The following is a 17891-nucleotide window of genomic DNA, read 5'->3' as shown; positions in this document are numbered from 1 at the left end:
ATCACGTCTGAGATAAAACTCGTTGCGCATCCCGTGGGGTGTTTCCACACGCTCTTCTGCCTTTCAACAGCTTTATTATGAGACGTAGAGGAGCTTACAGCAGTATCCAAAAGTTGGAAGAGCCAATTGTAGTTCGTTATTAACACTTTTATAGATGTTTCTCTTTTGTTGCCAAGGAATGAAATGTCTTGCGTTACAACTGCCAATGAGATGTAATGAGCATCCCTGTAGTCTCTTCATATGCGATAATGCCTTCTAATAACCGCAAGGTAGGCAGAAAGGTGGAACGTGGAACAAGGGCTGCAATCTCTTTATTCTCTACATTATAATGGAGACCACCTGGTTCTAGTAGAAGCGCCACCATTTCGCGCCGTTCTTCTGGCGTTGCTACGCTCCATAAGGCGGCCATGCCAGGAAGCCGCTCTCCTGCGACGATTACATCCTCCAGACGTATGCCGTTTACTTCTGGCGCTTCCAGACTCCGCAAGGTAAGGTCTATTGCTGCTATTTCTCCTCCGAACTCTTCATCGTCAATGTATCCCTCGCGGTGCTGTTTCAAGATACGGCCTCGTTTGAGCTTCAAGCGCTCTTTTTCCCGCTCGATGGATGCAGTATCCAAACCAGCCTTTTTCGCCGTCTCCAGTATTTTTTCGCGTACCATATCTCGCCAGTAGAGAGGAAGACGCAAACTCTGTAGCAAGACGCCGAACTGTTGAGCGACCAGATCAGTACGAACCTGAAGATACCCTCCAGCCAGGCATGGGAGCTGACGAGCTTTTGCCATGTCTTTGTAATAGCCGTAATTGACATTGGTGCTGGCTCCTCTGCAACGCAAGTTCAAGCCGCAATGCACGCAGATGATATAACCTGAAAACTCGTATATCCGCTGAGCCTGTTCGCTACGATGAGGAGCTTTATAGTTGACGCGGGTCCCAGTGCGAATACGTTGCCACTCTTCAAAGGTAAAAGCGGCGAGGTGTTGACCAGGAAACCGCTGTCCTTTATAGACGATGGTTCCCCTCGAGTCACCAGGAGCAAATCCAGCATAGAACTCGCAGCGCATCATCGCGTTGATCGTATCAATCGTAAAGAGCCGGGCACCGAAACGTTTACTACCAGTACGATAGCCTGCCGCGTTGACAGCATCAGCAATGTATTCCGCTGTTTTCCCCTGCATCCGAAGCTCACCAATCATGCGCAGGCCGGGAAACTCTTCAGGGTCATGTTCTGGAGGCGACTTCGGACCAGTCCAGCTGTATCCAAAGGGAATGTCTCCATTTGGCAAGCCCTGAGCAGCTCGTTCCCCTTTCCCTTTGCTCGTATGCTTTGCCAGCATATCCGAAAAGTAGGCGGCAAAGGCGGCCAGAATCGTTAATTGCAGTCGCCCTTCAGGAGTGGAATAGTCAATATGTTCGGATAAGGAAAGGAACGCGGTTTGGTGTTCTGCGAGGATACGAAAGCTCTGGAGCGTGACCATTACATTGCGCGACCAGCGGTCGAGGGAGTGAACAATCACGATTTGCACACGCCCGGCCTCAACGTCTTCGAGTAACTTTTTGAAGGCGGGACGGTGAGCAATCTGCTCACCTCTGGCGCTTAGTTCATCGTCTTCATAGATGGTCGGCGATGGCAGGCCAAGTGACTGACATTGCTGCGTGATTCCGCGCATCTGGGCATCGCGACTATAGTTGTCGCTTTGCATCTCACTGGAACGGCGCACATAGCCGGCGACAATCCCTTTGATTGGTATTGGTACACGCTGTGGGGACATCTTTTTCTCCTGTTCTTCTCAGAACTCATTTTTAACAATGTGACACGCTCGTCAGTACTATCTGTTGTCAGTAGGACAGTGTTTGAAGGCCCAGCTACAAGGCTTTTTCGTACATAACCTGATACTCTTCTTGTGGTAAAAGAGTCAGAGGATGTTCGGAATCGCGAGGAAAAAGAAGCATTCGTGCCTCCTGGTCTTTGAGACAACGATAGAGAATGCGAGCTAACAGGTCACAAAATGCGATGGCGTCCAGTGGCATCTCGTCAACTGGTTGCTTTGTTGTGAGCATTAATGCCCTCCTTCTGTTTTTCTCTTCGGTGTGGGCAATACGTCCTTCGGGTGCTTGCCTTGACTGCCCTGAATGCTCCAGAGTTGTGCGTCAGGTAAGTCGAGCTTACCCAAATGCACTGCTTTGCGTTTGACGGGTTGTAAGTCTGTAATGGCCACCTTTTTACCCAGATCCAGATTGCGGAGCACAGGAGAATAGATGTGCTTTAACCGCAGCTTTTCCTTCTTTTCGTCTTTGTCATAGTACTGCTCCAGTGTGCTATCCTGGATGTAGGATTCAAAGTGGACCGGAAGCAACTGTATGCCACCTAGCCAGTAGTACACTGTGCCAAAGTAAAGCGCGTGCAGGTAACGTTCCCAAACCCGCGTATTATAGGGCGTCAAGCCGCTAATATTGTTGTGATAAGGAGTTGTCCACAACACCCAGATGTTTTTTGCGGCATAACAGCGTGTTCGGTGTGCAATCTCAGCTGGGGAGATGGCACTGATTTGCATCTCAATGGCCACCCTCAATCTCCTCTGCCAGAGGAAACTGACATCAGGGCGAACCTCCGTCAGATAGCGCTCCACTTCGAGATGACTGACGGATGGATGAACACGCAGAGCCTCGTAGATCTCATATTTTGCTCGGCGATGTTGCTCACTCTCGCCAGTTCCATACGAGCAGGACGCCTCCGGGTAATGGGCAAAGTGAGGAAGAACGATGGAACCTTTTTTGAGAATCACTTCCTCATCACATTCTGGACAGAAAAAGGGGCCATCTTCTCTGGTGGCTTCCCAGGCCATCACCGTTTCGCCTGGCTCATTGACTGCGCTTAACATGTCCTTTTTACTCCTTTCCCTGGCTGGTTGAGTGAGAACCAACCAGATAGACACTCATCGTGTTACTGCAAGAGATCATCGTCTTGCTCATCTTTGACCACATTCGATGATCCTTTTGATCTCATTGGAGTAGCTATACTCTCTTCATGAGGACCGGTCATAGGTATAAGACTTGATGCATGGTTTGTCGCGAGAGGAACTGAATGGGATGAACCGGATAAAGCTGAATAGCTCACTTGAGCTTGCGGATTTAGCGCAATGGGAACGACACGTACCCGTTGCGCTTTTCCATGCGCGATCATATAGGCTTCACCTACGGGCAATTGCATCACGTCGTTGGGATGGACGTTGAGGACTTCTTTTAAACGGAGAGAGCCTTGCCCAGTTTCTTCCTCTCCAGAGACCTGCGATGACTCTTCGGCAATGATATTTGTCCCTGCGCGAGCAAGAATCTCGTGTGGATGGCTGCACGCGTGCAGGATAATCGTCGTAGCGGAGTCCAGAATACGCTCGGCATTGTGGAGCAATCCCCGGTAGGCGATGCTGCGATCGCTCTGGCCTGATACAAAGACGCTGACTCCGCGAGCGCGCACCCGTTCAAACATATTGGTCAGGTTGGCATCAACCGCACCTAAATCGTCAAAGATGAAGAGCACGCGGCGCTCTTTTGGCTTGCGTTGGCCTGCATAATTGGCAAAATCTTCGACAAAGTAACGAGCCAGGCCAGAAACAATTCCAGAAAGCGCGAGACCATCCAGGGAAATGTAGGCAGCGTCAACGTCGTCATAGGACCAGGTGCCATCGAGTTGTCCATCTAGAGTGCTGAGTAAAGCTGCATAGCGGTTATAGACGCCCAACGGATCTTTCTTCCCAAGGTATTCCAGATAGGTTGCTTCTTCGGCATGCCCAGCATAGAGACCCAGGAGGTATTCATTTGTGAGATTTAAACGGGCCAGGAGTTCTGCACTAGTTTTCACCGGCTTTCCTGGTGCCGTCAGCGCCAGGCGCAAGAGGTTTTCTGCGATGGCGCGATAGTGCGTATCACTAAACTCTTCGACTGCCAGTAAACGGCTCAAGATCGCTTTCGATGTCCCAACCCAGCCGTTATATGGTTCAACAGGAAACAATTTGACGCGCTGAATGCCTGCGTGCTTCATGGCTGCCACAAAGTCAGATCCAGCATCTTCGTCTCCTTTGCCGTCGATCATAATCACCTGCCAGCGAAGGATGCGTGCAATGAGCACAGCCAAGCGCAACAGGAAGGTACTTTTGCCACTCCCGCTGTTCCCAATAACCACGCCATGCTGGCCCAGTTCGTTGATGGGAAAGATGGCGAAGTGCTTTTTCACCCAACTGGGCAAGCCTGCTCCAATGGCCAGACCGATGACAATGTGCTGCTCAATCTGATCTGGTATATCTCCTCGCTTGGCTCGTCGATGCGCACGTTTGCTGGTTGCGGCCAGCGCCTGGGTGCGTTCAGCTTCGGCAGCGAGCAGGCGTTCGCGAGCGCTCTGTGGTGCTAGCAGGTGTGAGAGACAGGCAGCGAGCGGCGCAAAGGGGAGACTTTCTCCCCAGAATGGCCAGATATCTCTCCATAGCCGGGAGACATTCCAGGTCGTCGCCTTTGCCTCGTGAATGATTTCGCGAGACAACGTGAGAAGTTGCTCCTGCACTGCGCTCCAAGGATGAGCCAGGAGGAGAAACCCGCCTGCGCTCAAAGCACCGAGGGCAGCCAGGCTCAGCCAGAGTAGACGCTGCCCAGCCATTTTGCGCGGAAGCCGGCGAGCCAGGAACGCGGCAAAAACACAGGGGAAAACGAGAAAGCCTCCGAGTGCCAGGAGAAGCAATATGGATGGATCGATGCCTCCCTGGCGCTGCACCTGAGATGATTTCATGTATATGTTCCTCCCTCATTATTGCAATTTTTCTTCAACTGAAAGTATTTGCACGCGTTTGCGCTGGTGTTCTGGCAATTGCGCTAGAGCTGCTTCAACGGTTGTCCACGCAGGGCGGGCGACAAAGTACCAGGTTCGATGGTATGTATGAGTTGATTCCTTCAATATTGCCAGGATCCGTTCGCGCTTTTTCAAAGTAAGCTCAACCTCAATTGCAATGGTTTCCCCGTTGGGTTTTTGGAGCAATGCATCAGGGACATGGGGAACCTTCTTTCCAGCCGAAAATGCTGGTTGCTCATAACGAATCAGGCGTTCTGATTTCCATACATCCTCTGGTCGTTGCTGTTCAATATAAAGCCGAGCCTGATTGACATAGTAAAGGTGACGAAGTGATTCGAGTTTAGGCTCGTAATAGCGCAAGTCACCCAGACCGACAAATTCCAGACCCTGGCGTGTCAGCCACAACCAGCCTTTTTTATTTGCCTCAAAGATTTTATAGGCAATAAGGCCACCATCCTTCCAGCGATCTTTCTTTTTCCGCGTGCGTTGCACTGAGAGCATCATCGGATTAGCAAGCTTCTCTGGGTTGGGACTCAGACGTGCCAGAAGACGTTGCACTTGCTCAAATTGCGCGCCTCCCTGTTCGGCGGTCCAGCGGAGACAACGGCGTTCCTCCTCAGTGTAGCGGACACCTGCATCTGGACGCATATGTTGTTCAGTCATATTCCTCCTTATTCTTTGTCTCTTCCCGCACTGTGGCCCGATCACCAGACGCGAGAGAGCAAGGTAAAACATTTTTACATTTTCTGGTTAGTCATGTCGAAAAACCTTGCGTCTGCTCGGTTATCCAACGAACCTTGATAGAATGCTCCCGAGCCAGCTCCCTTCTGAGATGCCTCATCCGCGATCAGCCCCACTGGTAGGGCAAGAGGCAGGTCAAGTGTTGGGATACACGGATAACCCGATCTGTATCCCACCTCTTACTTCACCAGTGGCGCTATGTTCGCGCTAAAATGGTCTTCGTATGTGTGGTTAATCATCCCAATAATTCGCTGCTGATGCAGCCGAGGCTGCTCGCCTTGGTGCATCAGTAGTTACCGTCTGAGGGACGATTTCTGTCTTCTCATGAGGAAGACTGGGTAACGATTGTGTCGTCATTTCCTTGCGAGGGAGCCACAGCTGTTTGTCCTGTCCTTTCAGTGCTGCTGTACGGTCAGCCAGGAGAACTTTAATCAAGTCCGCAACCGAAATGCTCATGTCCTTTGCTTCTCGCTGAAGGTACTTCAACGTTGGGGAGGTACGTGCAAAGGCAATCGTGACATAGACATTCTTTTCTGGATTGCGGGGCATTCTGCTCCTCCTAACGTGACTGTAAATGCCGAGCGAGTTCAGCATAGCCCAGTGCATTTGCCAACTCTGGTTGCTGTGGAACCATCACATGCGGAATAATGCGTGCGATGTCCCGGTAGAAGTAGTAGGCACCTCCACCTACTAGGAGTACTTTCGCTAAATCGGTACCAACTGCGCCAAGTTCTCCGTTGGCCCAGGTCTGACTCAAAAAGGTCGTGATGTCACGCCCTACGCTTCTTAAAGCGTCATCAACCAGATGGTGGATATCGATGGAACTTACCTCCTGACCATTTGTATAGATAAGCGGATAGGGGATGTTCCCAACGGCGGCTCTCAGAATCCCTCGCGTTTCCTGGATGGTCAGAGTTCGGCCGAAGCGTTCTTGGAACCTGCGGTTTAGTATGTCACCAACGAGTTCAACACCAAGCGCTGAACCCTTACACAAAGGTATTAAGGGTATTTGTCCATCAGCAGTATATAAATCAGTAGTCCGGCCTCCTATATCGATGGCTGCTTGTCGTAACATACGGTCGTCTCCAGCAGCGATCATAGCTCCTGCACCTTCCATAATGACTTTTGCCACCTGGACAACAGCTGATCGCTCTCGGCCATTGAGCGTAAAGTGATGCTCCCCCTCTAGCGCTTTGCGCACCTTGAGCCGATTCTGCTCGCTATACGTTTCAATGGGTACTCCCATGACCAGTGATACTTCGAATTCAGCATCGGGAATTGCCGCTCCTAGTACCGTTAGGAGTAAGAGCAGCATGAGTGTGCTCCAGTATCGGTTGATATCTCCGCGAGCCGAGGTGGAAATCTGACTCTGACTTAATGCTAGAGAGCCAACAAAGTACTCTGATACATCGATTTCTGGGCAATTTAAAACATATTCTCCCGATTGGAATATGTCAGACTGAGCCATGTGCATGGTGCGGAACCGCTTCAAATCAGTAGATGAGCCTCTTCCCGCATAGCTTGGTATTGTCAATATCCTCTGTTCTCCGTTTGGTAGAAAGGTAACAAGAGAGGTTTCGCTATTGCCTGGATCAAAACCGACGGGATAGATGTTGCGCAATCTTTTCCTCCTGCCTGGTTACAGGTACGGCACTGTTCCATACCTGCAACGATAATAGTAGATGTGATGAGATAAAGTGCCGTACAGTACCGCACTGTAAAGTCTAGTTAAAAAGTGGTTCTCCCTACGATGACGTCTTGCCTTTGTCTGCTGATCATGTTGCGCCTGATGACGCATTTCAAAACGCACTAGGAGGTTGAGTAAGCGGGTGATCTCAGATGTCAGGGATCGGTTTTCTTCTACTGCCTTTATCGGTCTTACAATCTTTTGAACAGATTTCATGATCTTTCCCTACTCCCCCTGTCCTCTAGAATGAGTCAGGTCGTTCGGACAGCAATGATTAAGTTGTAGGTGAGTGACCTTTGCTGTCTAGTTTAATGCCACCTTTTAGGCTGAACCATGACATGTCAGTGTCATTTTTCAAATGCGTAAAAAATGTCAGTATTGAGAGAAGCTGGAAATCTGGACTTGTACAGGTCTTTATAGTTTTGTACAATGATAACAATCGTTTTACAGCAAAACCTTTGTTCCTTAAATTAGGCAGGCTCTCTATGTTTCGAGGAAAACATCATGCCAGAAGAGTTAATAGGTCAAAAGATTAGGCTAGCTAGGAAAAAAAGGAATTGGTCGCAAGAAACCCTCGCAGAAAAACTTGGTGTCGCGGCACGCACCGTTTTGCGCTGGGAAAAAAAAGATAAATTTCCAAATTATGAGAGCCAACGGGGACTCATAGATATTTTAGGCTTAAAGGAAGAAGACTTTCAGCGAGAGCGTCAGCCGCTATCAGCGGAGAAAAAGCAGGAAAAACCTGTTTCGCCAGCCACAGTATCCGAGCTTGAGCAAATGCTTCCGCCCAAAGAAGATTTTAAACTGTATTGTGGACGCAGAGTCTATAGAAGAGAAGGAAAGTATTCGTCAAAGGGCACCTATGTAACTGTGAATGGACGTCCTTTGAAATATTTTGGCTCTGAAAAACGAAATCCGGAAAAAGAAATCGTGTTCGAATGGGGATATTCTGGTGGTGGTCCATCAAGATTAGCGGAAGCTATCCTTGCAGACTATTTGGGAGAAACCTATCCTGAAAGTGAGTTTGGGAGTTCCTCTAAACTAAACGCCCTCTTATTTGGAGGGCTTTTCAAAGAAGAATTCATTGTAAAGCTTCCTCGCTCACTCTATCGTGAAATGGATGATTACTGGCAAATTGCCTCTACCCAGATTAGGAAGTGGTTTTATTCTCTTGAAGAAGAGGGAGTAACCAGGGCAGCTTTATTGAAGGACATTTACGGATGATAGCATATTATAATGTAAGAAATATGTTATATTCTGTTGGCGACTTTCAAGAGAAGTGGTAAAAATAGAGGTTAGTTCTCCTGGTCATGACACTGCCCCCATCTTTCCAGCTTTCCCAACACTGTTTGTGAGCAGTTTATATTGCTCGCAATAGCAGTGCTGGAAATGCCTCGTCCTAGATGGTCCCAGTCAATTCATTGCTGCTTGTACCTTGGGACTCATCGATGATGAACTTGTGGAGCGAATGGTGTCTGGTACCAGATGTATAGCCCATCCCAGCTAACTATAATCGCTGGATAAGAGCATTTCTCCATAAAATTGGCCACGTTTAGAATGAGTTCAGTAGCCTGTAATCGTTGTAATCGTTGATATTGTTCAGGTGTATTCACGGAATGCTTATAACCATGCTGCTGAGCAATGGCGAGAATCGTTTCTGCAGTAGATGTACCTAAGGCTCCAGGCACTGAAGAGCTTCGCATAGCAAAGTGTCGCCTGGCTTGTCGAGGAATACGAGGTCACCTCGTATTCTCGCCTCACTTCAGCGGAGAGAAGGAGCCTCATTCCCCTTCACCGTTGTCGGGCCGCTTTATGCGGTGGCACTCGACAGGCTCAACAACGATGCTCCGCAGAGTATCTTCGAGGCAGGCTGCCCTTCCTGAGCTTCAGCGTGTGGTTACTGGCCCATTCCCAAGATATACTGAGGTAGTCAGGCACATAGAGCCTAAAAACTCGGGTTGTTTCACGTTAAATGGCTAAATAGGTGAGAAGTTTTTATCGTTTGATAAATTTTTATAGATCTTAAAACCTTTAATTGCTTTATTGACAAAAAACCATTAGATCTCTACAATAAAAAGAGTTGTATACATATTTTTGATTATGTGTTTTAACAATGGCTTTCGTGGTTTGGGTTTTATTTCTCGTGATATGCACGTAGAAAGCATTTGGCAATGATGCCCACACAAACTATGTTTGAGTTTCGCGACCAGCTTATTCAGGACTACGCCTCTTATATCAATAGCTTTATTCAGATACGTGACCAGGATATACAGTCTTCTGTGGAAGGGAAATTGCGGGAAGGGGCACTCTGGCCCGAACCGTTGATCCAGCTCAATCCTCTTTTTGAGCCTGATGAGTAAATCGACGAATTTGTATCCAATGACGTATTGTGCCGAGAGTGCGCACGTATCTTTCGCAAAGGGAAAACCGCATTTAATACGGTTGGATCGGTTCTGCGCCTGCACGAGCACCAGTCGGAGGCTATTCGCGTTGCCCAGCAGAGGGCGAGCTATGTTCTGACCATGGGAACGGGCTCCGGTAGAAAACTGTTCATATTAATTATTTCCAACAATTCTTCAGTTAGGAACACGGATGTCATTACACATTCCCGCATCGGCAGATGAGTTTGGCTTTATCAACGAGTCTGTCAGCGTACATGGTGGCCGTACCATGATGCTTGCAGAGCTTCGCCTCCTACTTGCGGCGTGTCAGCAGGGTGCCAGTTTGAATGAGTACCAGGCCGCGATTATTGAGGAAAACGTTCTCTTAAAGAGAACGGTGGCGACGCGCCGGGCTTCTTTTCTGAAGTTGCGCGTCTTGTATGCCTTGGATACCACTATTGTGCTTTTTCGCTCTCTCAGGGATCTGTGGGATGAAGATGTAGAGGCACAACCCTTACTGGCTCTGCTGAGCGCCGTGGCCAGAGACGCTATTTTAAGAGGCACGGCTGAAAAAATCCTCGCACTCCCCATAGGCGAGTCTATTGAGCCGGAGATGCTGGCCGAGGTGGTAGATGCCTGTTTCCCTCAGCGTTACAACTCCACAACTCTGGCGAGTATTGGACGCAATGCGATCTCTTCCTGGCAACAAGCTGGCTTCTTAAGCGGCAAGCTTAAAAAAGTACGGGTGCAGACGCACTGCCATCCTGCCTCTGTGACGTATGCTCTGCTGCTTGGCCATTTTTCTGGCGCGCGCGGAGAAGCATTATTTCAGACAATCTGGTGCCGATTATTGGATACTCCTATGCATATTTTGCACGAACACGCCATTGTTGCTTCGCAACGTGGTTGGATCGAGTATCGGCATATGGGGAATGTGACCGAGGTTGGTTTTCGCCATCTGTTGAGAAAATGAGAGAAGGAAAGGCAGGCAGTTCGTGAACGAGATCGAAGGATTGGTCAATGCCTACGAACGCTTCGTGCAGCTTCCCTGGGAGCGGACACTGGCTGGACCCGAAAAAGTCTGGTTTGCCATCTATGATCCGGCACAGGAACGTCGTTTACGTCTGCGCATCCCAGAATTTGAGCGGGCGACGAAGGATGCCAAACATTCATGGGTGCATCTTGATTTAACCAACCTTTTTGCACAATGGATGGCAGAACATGAATATCGCGAGGCTTACTTTGAAGAACCAGAAGATATGGAACTCGCTTTGCAGGATTTCGCGGCGTTCGTTTCTCAGCAGATTGTCGCCACGCTCAGTGGGCCTGATGTTGGTACAGATACCGTAGTGGCTATCTCTGGCCTGGCCTCGCTCTTCGGTTTAACATCTGCCTCGGCTCTTTTTGAGACGGTTACTCCATCCATACGCGGGAGAATGCTGGTCTTTTTTCCTGGTCAACATAACGGTCCTAGTTACCGTCTTTTGGATGCTCGTGATGGCTGGAATTATTTGGCCGTACCCATAACTGCTGTAGAGGGAAAGTGAATTTATGCTAAAGAATCGCGATATTTTTCTCGAAAATCCCACCACACATATCATACCCAATAATGGTGTAGCGCAAGTAATTAACCCATCTACGATTGAAGAGTGGAATGTCTTGCACTACGAACTTTCGCACTTTGTATGCGAAGGTGAATATCAGCGTGGCTTGCAGCTTATTCTCTCCACCTATCTCGCAAGTATTCACGAGACAAAACAGCCCGCGATCTGGGTGAGTGGTTTTTATGGCAGCGGCAAATCGCACTTTGTGCGTGTGCTTGAATACCTCTGGCGTGATACAACGTTTCCTGATGGCGCGCACGCACGGGGTCTGGCCAAATTGCCAGATGAGATCGCCGATCTTTTGAAAGAGCTGACGATTGCTGGGCGGCGTGAAGGCGGTTTATGGTCAGCGGCAGGTACATTGGGAGCTGGCGCAGGAAAAAGCGTGCGCCTGGCCTTGCTGGGCATTCTGTTTCGCAGCGCAGATCTCCCAGAGCAGTATGCTCCCGCACGTTTCGTAATCTGGCTGATTCAGCAGGGCTACTATGCAGATGTGAAGGCTGGTGTTGCGAACAAAGGCAGCAATTTTTCCAGAGAACTGCGTAATATGTATGTATCCAATATTCTGGCAGAAAGTTTGCTTGAGGTCTATCCCGCCTTTGCCAATAGCGCGGCTGAAGCTCGTAGCTTGCTCAAAGCGCAATATCCCAACAAGGAAGATATCTCCGATGATGAACTTCTGAGCACAATGCGCGACGTGCTTGAGTTGCAATCAACAACGCCAGGCAAATTACCGTGTACGTTGCTGATCTTTGACGAATTGCAGCAATTTATTGGAGACGATTCGCGGCGGGCTGAACAAGTGCAGCTCGTTGTAGAGACCTGTTCTTCGCGCTTCGGCAACCGCTTGTTGTTCATTGCTACCGGGCAGGCTGCAATTGTGGCGACACCCCAGTTACAAAAACTGCAAGGCCGCTTTACGGTACGTGTGTCACTAACTGATACTGACGTTGAACGCGTAGTACGCGAGGTTGTTTTGCGCAAGCAACCTACACAAGTACCTGCCCTGCAAACGGTCCTGGATGCGGCCAGTGGTGAGATTAACCGCCATCTTGCTGGTACGAGGATTGGGCCGCGACCAACGGATAAACAGCACCTGATCCCAGATTATCCTCTGCTGCCAGCCAGGAGCCGCTTTTGGGAAAGCGTTTTGCGGGCGGTGGATAGTATGGGCATGGCAGGTCAACTGCGCACACAGTTGCGCATCGTCCATGACGCTATTAAAGAGATCGCAAATGAACCTCTCGGCACCGTAGTTGCGGGCGATGTCATCTATAATCAACTGAAAACCGAGATGATCCAGAGTAGCGTCTTGCTGCGCGATGTGGCTACGGCAATTGAGCAGATGGATGATGGCACCGCTGATGGAAAACTACGTTCGCGGCTCAGTGCAATCATTTTTTTGATTAGCAAGCTGCCAACGGAAGGAGTGGCTGCAACAGGGCTGCGGGCAAATGTGGAAACACTTGCCGATCTCCTGGTCGGGGATGTGGCGGATGTGAACGCCAATGCGAAACTGCGCCAGTGCATTCCAACTCTGCTACAAAGTCTGGTTGATTCTGGTCAGCTCATGCGCGTTGGTGAGGAGTATCGTTTACAGACACCCGAGGGAGCTGAATGGGAGCAAGATTATCAGCAACGACGTATCCGTATTTGGTCCAATGATACACGTATTGCTGATGATCGCACTACTCAATTTAAGAGCAGCCTTGACAAAGCGCTGAAAGGCATCAGGCTCACACAGGGCGTGAGTAAGACTCCCCGTCAGCTCGAAGCCTATTTTACTTCTGATGCTCCTGCCGCCAATACTGAGCGTGTCCCGGTATGGATTCGCGATGAATGGTCGGTCTCCGCAAAAACGGTGCGAGCAGATGCGCAAGCTGCCGGTGCTGACAGTCCGATTGTCTTTGTCTTCCTGCCCAGGCAAGAGGCTGATGCGCTCAAAGATGCGCTCGCCAGCTCTGCTGCTGCACAGGAGACAATAGCTTCGCGCCCGGCACCGACCACGAACGAAGGGCAAGAGGCCAAACGTTCGATGGAAACCAAACGCCAGGCGTACCAGGGAGATCGCGATGCACTGATTGCCAATATTGTAAATAATGCTCACGTCTATCAGGGAGGCGGCAACGAGGTGAGCCTGGGCAGCTTGCAAGATTCGGTGAAGAAAGCTGTGGAGGATGCTCTGGTGAGGCTCTTCCCCAAGTTTTCTCTGATCGATCACGCCAGTTGGGGAACCGTCGTCAGATACTGCCGCGAGGGAAATACCGATCCCCTCGCAGTTGTGGGCTATCATGGCGATATCGATAAACATCCAGCCTGCCAGGAGATACGCGCGTTTATTGGCGGCGCTGGCAAAAAAGGCAGAGATATCCATACATATTTTGAGGGTGTGGGCTATGGTTGGCAACGAGATGCAGTCGATGGCGCGTTACTCAGCCTCGTGGCCGGCGGCTTTGTACGCGCTGCGAAAGACGGCCAGGCTGTGCCACTAAAACAGATTATATCGCAACAAATTGGCCTGACAGAGTTCTATAGCGAAGGGGTGACCATTAGCACCTCGCAGCGCATTGGTGTGCGCAACCTGCTGACCAATCTTGGCTTCTCCATCAAGCCAGGCGAGGAGGTCGAGGCCATCCCAGTTCTGCTGAAACATCTGATGGAGCTGGCTGCAAGCGCTGGTGGAGAGGCCCCTCGTCCTGAGCCGCCTACCACAGATGCGATTAAACAGTTGCAGGCATTGAGTGGCAATGCGCTGTTCGTGGCTGTCTACAATGGTCGCGCTGATTTGCTAAACAGTTCTAAGACCTGGACGCAAGCCAGTGCGGAAATTACTCGGCGTTGGCCCCAGTGGTTGATGTTACAACGTTTGCTCGCTCATGCCAGCAGCCTGCCAGTCGCGGCAGAAGTTGAGCCGCAGATAAACGCTATCAAGAGTTCACGCGCCTTGTTACATAATCCCGATCCGGTTTCCCCCCTGTTGCAGAAAGTCACAACCGCCTTGCGTACCGCAGTACAGGATGCGCGCCAACGGCTGATCGAGGCTCAGGAGCGTGAGTTACGGAGTCTGGAGACGTTTCAGGAGTGGCAGAGTCTGGCGGAGGCCGAGCGCCAACGGCTGCTGCAGAAGCATGAGCTTGGTTCTGTGCCCACGCTGAAAATTGGCACTGATGAAGAGCTGCTCGCCACACTGGACACCACATCGATAGCTACCTGGGCATATAAGATAGACGCTCCCAAAGGACGCGTGCAAAGGGTGCGCGAAGAGACGGCGAAATTGCACATACCAGAGGCGCAACACATCACAGTGACTCACGCTACATTGAAGTCAGTCGATGAAGCAGATGCCTACCTTGCAGCGCTCCGCACCGAAATCATGATGCATATTTCAGCCGGAAAACCGGTTATTATCTAACGACGCGAAGGATACCGAACCTATGACCCCACTTACGACTGATCTGCGCGCGATCTTAGAGCGCGCGATCATGAAGGCACGTGAAGCATCTGAGGAGGCAGCCAAAGCGGCTTTGGCAACGCTCGCCGTAATGGAAAGCGACGCATTTGCATCGCTTAGCGCGGACCAGAAACGCCTGCGCATTTCCTTGCGCGCCAGAGCGCGCCAACTTGGCGATGGCGACCTTGCTAAGGGAGAACAGCCTCTGATTGAAGAGGTGGCCTATGAGCAATGGCACTGCAGGCTCTTTGCGCGTTTCCTCGCGGAGAATGGTCTGCTGATGCATCCAGAGGGGGCGCCTGTGACACTGGAAGAATGTAGTGAACTGGCGCTGGAAGAGGGCGAATCCGACGCCTGGCAAGTCGCAGCCCGTTACGCCAGCGCTATGCTTCCTGGTATCTTTCGTGTCGATGATCCCTCTGCTCAGGTACAGTTCTCGCCTGAGGGACGGCATAAACTGGAAGTAATTGTGGCTAATCTCCCTCCGATGCTCTTTCTTGCCGATGATGCCCTGGGCTGGGTCTACCAATTCTGGCAGACGAAAAAGAAGGCTGCCGTGAACAACAGCGAACGCAAACGTGACGGCAACGATATCTCGCCAGTTACCCAGCTCTTCACTGAGCACTACATGGTTCAGTTTCTGCTGGAAAACTCGCTTGGTGCCTGGTGGGCGGCACGCCATCCCACCAGCCCTTTGCTCCAACAGTATCACTACCTGCGTTTCCAGGATGATGGCACGCCTGCCGCTGGCACTTTCCCCGGCTGGCCTGAGCGCGCGGCTGAGGTCACTGTAATGGACCCGTGTTGTGGCTCCGGGCACTTCCTAGTCGCGGCCTTCGAGATGCTCTGCCATATGCGTATGGAGGAGGAGCGTCTCTGTGCCGCCGAGGCCGCTGACGTGGTGCTGCGCGACAATCTTTTCGGCCTCGAACTGGATGCGCGCTGTACCCAGATCGCGGCCTTTGCGCTGGCTCTGGCCGCCTGGAAAATGGGCGGCTATCGCGACCTGCCGCTACCCAATGTCGCTTGTTCTGGTATTGCGGTCGAGGGACAACTGGAGACCTGGACGCAGCTTGCTGGTGATGATGTAAATCTGAGTTATACGCTTGAACGCCAGTACAAGCTCTTCCGCAATGCACCGCACTTGGGCAGCTTGATCGATCCTAACAACGTGCCAGTGAAAGAGCGCATGTTTGCTTCCGACTACGCCCTGGTGGAACCGCATCTCAAGCAAGCGTTAGCCAAAGAGCGCGCCAAAGATGATCCTACCTCCGCAGTCTTTGGTGCTGCGGCTGAAGGCATGGGCAAAGCCGCACGCTTGCTGGCGAAGACGTATACGCTTGTGGCGACGAATGTACCATACCTTCAGGGGGGTAAACAAAATGAGATATTAAAGCGCTTTTGTGACGAACATTATCCAGACGCAAGTGCTGATCTCGCTACTTCGTTCATTGAGCGTTGCCGCATATTTACAGTTCCTTGTGGTTCTTACGCAATTGTTACTCCTCAAAACTGGCTTTTTCTTAACTCTTATAAGAAGATGCGCCTGCGACTGATTAGAGAGCAAACATGGAATCATATTGACCGTTTGGGGACGGGAGCATTTGAGACAATTAGTGGCGAAATTGTTAATATTGCATTGTTAATAATGACAAATCAGTCTCCAACTGAGGAACAAGTTATAACAGGGATGGACGTGTCTACTTCAAAATTCCCTCAAGATAAGGCCTCACAACTTAGGACGTTGAAATTACGCTGTATTGAACAAATGAAGCAAATAGAAAACCCTGATGGAAGGATTTCATTGGCTCAATCAGTAAAAAGTGAATTGCTTGCTCGCTTTGCCTATGGAGTTCACGGCCTTAACACAAAAGACTCTCCGAGATTTATAAAGTGCTTTTGGGAAATTCCATACATAGATAGCAATTGGAAATTTATTCAAAGCACAATAAAAAAGCAGGAATCTTGGGGAGGGATGGAACACATAGTCTATTGGCAAAAAGGTCAAGGTGTTCTTAATGAACTGGGAAAGAAAGGATGGGCGATTCTCGCTGGAGGGCGAGCATGGGGCAAGAAAGGTATTTGTATTAGCCAGATGGGGAAACTTCCTGCTTCACTATATTCAGGAGACATTTTCACTGAAAATGTTGCGGCTATATTACCACAAGATTCCGCCCATCTTCCTGCTATCTGGGCATTCTGCCATTCATCGGAATTTAATGAAGCTGTCAGGCAAATTGATCAGGCAATAAAAGTTACTAGCGCAACACTAGTCAAAGTCCCCTTCGATCTGGAACGCTGGCAGCGAGTCGCCGACGTAGCAGGCCCTTTGCCCGAACCATATTCAAACGACCCGACCCAGTGGCTTTTCAAGGGGCAGCCAGTAGATTCAATGGCTCCTTTGCAGGTTGCAGTAGCGCGTTTGCTGGGTTATCGCTGGCCCCAGCAGGAGACAGACGTTCTCGATACCTGTGCCAGCAATCAGGGTATCGTGTGCTTGCCGTCTGTGGCTGGAGCAGAGCCAGGGGTTGAACAGTTGCGTGCTCTGCTGACTGCAGCCTATGGTGAGGCTTGGACACCAGTACTACAGGAGCGCTTGCTGGCTGATGCTGGGTATAGTGGCAAGAGCCTTGAAGTGTGGCTGCGTGATGGTTTCTTTGAGCAGCATTGCCGCCTATTTCACAATCGTCCCTTTATCTGGCAGGTGTGGGATGGGCGTAAAGATGGTTTTTCAGCTCTCATCAACTATCATCGCCTGGACGCAGCTGGCTTGGATCGTCTGATCTACACCTATCTGGGTAGCTGGATTGCTACACAACGTGATGAACAGAAAGCGGGTGTAGCTGGGGCAGAGGCACGACTGGTGGCGGCTCTCAAATTGCAAGAGAAGCTGATCGCAATCAGCAAGGGCGAAAAGCCATATGATATCTATGTGCGTTGGAAGCCTCTCGATGAACAACCGATTGGCTGGAACCCTGATCTCGATGATGGCGTGCGCCTCAATATCCGCCCCTTTGTAGAGGCAGGTGTGTTGCGTAGTCGTTTCACGATTCATTGGAATAAAGATCGCGGTACCAATCCTGATGGGAGTGAACGTTTGAATGATCTACACAAAACCCTGGCTGAGAAGCATGCTGCTCGCGTAGCAACGATTCAGTGGATTGCAGATTGAGGATATGTCGTAACTATGC

The 17891-nt window shown here is 50.4% G+C and carries 13 protein-coding genes; 6 read left to right on the top strand and 7 right to left on the bottom strand.

The genetic code is table 11. The annotated features are described in order from the left end of the window. Positions 1-193: 193 nt before the first annotated feature. The 7 genes from KTE_RS08350 to KTE_RS08320 all read right to left on the bottom strand — a co-directional run bounded on the left by KTE_RS08350 (position 194) and on the right by KTE_RS08320 (position 7198). Positions 194-1771, bottom strand: coding sequence for a recombinase family protein (locus KTE_RS08350; protein ID WP_201380170.1), 1578 nt, complete (start codon positions 1769-1771; stop codon positions 194-196). A 94-nt stretch (positions 1772-1865) separates the two neighbouring features. Beyond that, positions 1866-2060 carry a hypothetical protein gene (locus tag KTE_RS08345; protein WP_201380169.1) on the bottom strand — a complete coding sequence of 65 codons (195 nt, stop codon included), beginning with the start codon at positions 2058-2060 and terminating at the stop codon, positions 1866-1868. Beyond that, the gene (locus KTE_RS08340) at positions 2060-2881 is read right to left on the bottom strand and encodes a competence protein CoiA (protein ID WP_201380168.1); all 822 of its coding nucleotides are present in this window, start codon (positions 2879-2881) and stop codon (positions 2060-2062) included. Before KTE_RS08340 ends, KTE_RS08345 begins: the two co-directional genes overlap by 1 nt. Positions 2882-2943: 62 nt before the next feature. Further along, positions 2944-4776, bottom strand: coding sequence for a hypothetical protein (locus KTE_RS08335; RefSeq protein ID WP_201380167.1), 1833 nt, complete (start codon positions 4774-4776; stop codon positions 2944-2946). An 18-nt stretch (positions 4777-4794) separates the two neighbouring features. Then, entirely contained in the window at positions 4795-5499 is a 705-nt protein-coding gene (locus tag KTE_RS08330) for a hypothetical protein (protein WP_201380166.1), read from the bottom strand. Between the two features lie 309 nt (positions 5500-5808). After that, positions 5809-6126: a hypothetical protein gene (locus KTE_RS08325; RefSeq protein WP_201380165.1), complete on the bottom strand. Its 318-nt coding sequence runs from the start codon at positions 6124-6126 to the stop codon at positions 5809-5811. A 10-nt stretch (positions 6127-6136) separates the two neighbouring features. After that, a complete protein-coding gene (locus KTE_RS08320) occupies positions 6137-7198 on the bottom strand; it encodes a ParM/StbA family protein (protein ID WP_201380164.1) in 1062 nt (353 codons plus the stop codon). 570 nt (positions 7199-7768) lie between these two features. Here KTE_RS08320 and KTE_RS08315 point away from each other — a divergent pair. The 6 genes from KTE_RS08315 (at position 7769) to KTE_RS08290 (ending at position 17872) form a co-directional block, all read left to right on the top strand. Further along, positions 7769-8488, top strand: coding sequence for a DUF6166 domain-containing protein (locus KTE_RS08315; protein WP_201380162.1), 720 nt, complete (start codon positions 7769-7771; stop codon positions 8486-8488). A 947-nt stretch (positions 8489-9435) separates the two neighbouring features. Beyond that, positions 9436-9624, top strand: a complete 189-nt coding sequence (locus KTE_RS08310) for a hypothetical protein (protein ID WP_201380161.1) — start codon at positions 9436-9438, stop codon at positions 9622-9624. A gap of 232 nt (positions 9625-9856) precedes the next feature. After that, positions 9857-10618 carry a hypothetical protein gene (locus KTE_RS08305; RefSeq protein WP_201380159.1) on the top strand — a complete coding sequence of 254 codons (762 nt, stop codon included), beginning with the start codon at positions 9857-9859 and terminating at the stop codon, positions 10616-10618. 22 nt (positions 10619-10640) lie between these two features. Further along, on the top strand, positions 10641-11192 hold the full coding sequence (locus KTE_RS08300; protein WP_201380156.1) for a hypothetical protein: 552 nt from the start codon (positions 10641-10643) through the stop codon (positions 11190-11192). Between the two features lie 4 nt (positions 11193-11196). Further along, positions 11197-14661, top strand: coding sequence for a BREX system P-loop protein BrxC (brxC, locus tag KTE_RS08295; protein WP_201380155.1), 3465 nt, complete (start codon positions 11197-11199; stop codon positions 14659-14661). 22 nt (positions 14662-14683) lie between these two features. Next, positions 14684-17872 carry a DNA methyltransferase gene (locus KTE_RS08290; protein WP_201380153.1) on the top strand — a complete coding sequence of 1063 codons (3189 nt, stop codon included), beginning with the start codon at positions 14684-14686 and terminating at the stop codon, positions 17870-17872. Positions 17873-17891 lie beyond the last annotated feature (19 nt).

The sequence above is a fragment of the Ktedonobacter sp. SOSP1-85 genome, assembly GCF_016587415.1.
Taxonomy (GTDB): Bacteria; Chloroflexota; Ktedonobacteria; order Ktedonobacterales; family Ktedonobacteraceae; genus Ktedonobacter.
Note: the sequence above shows the minus strand (reverse complement) of the source record. Positions and strands in the feature narration are given on the sequence as shown.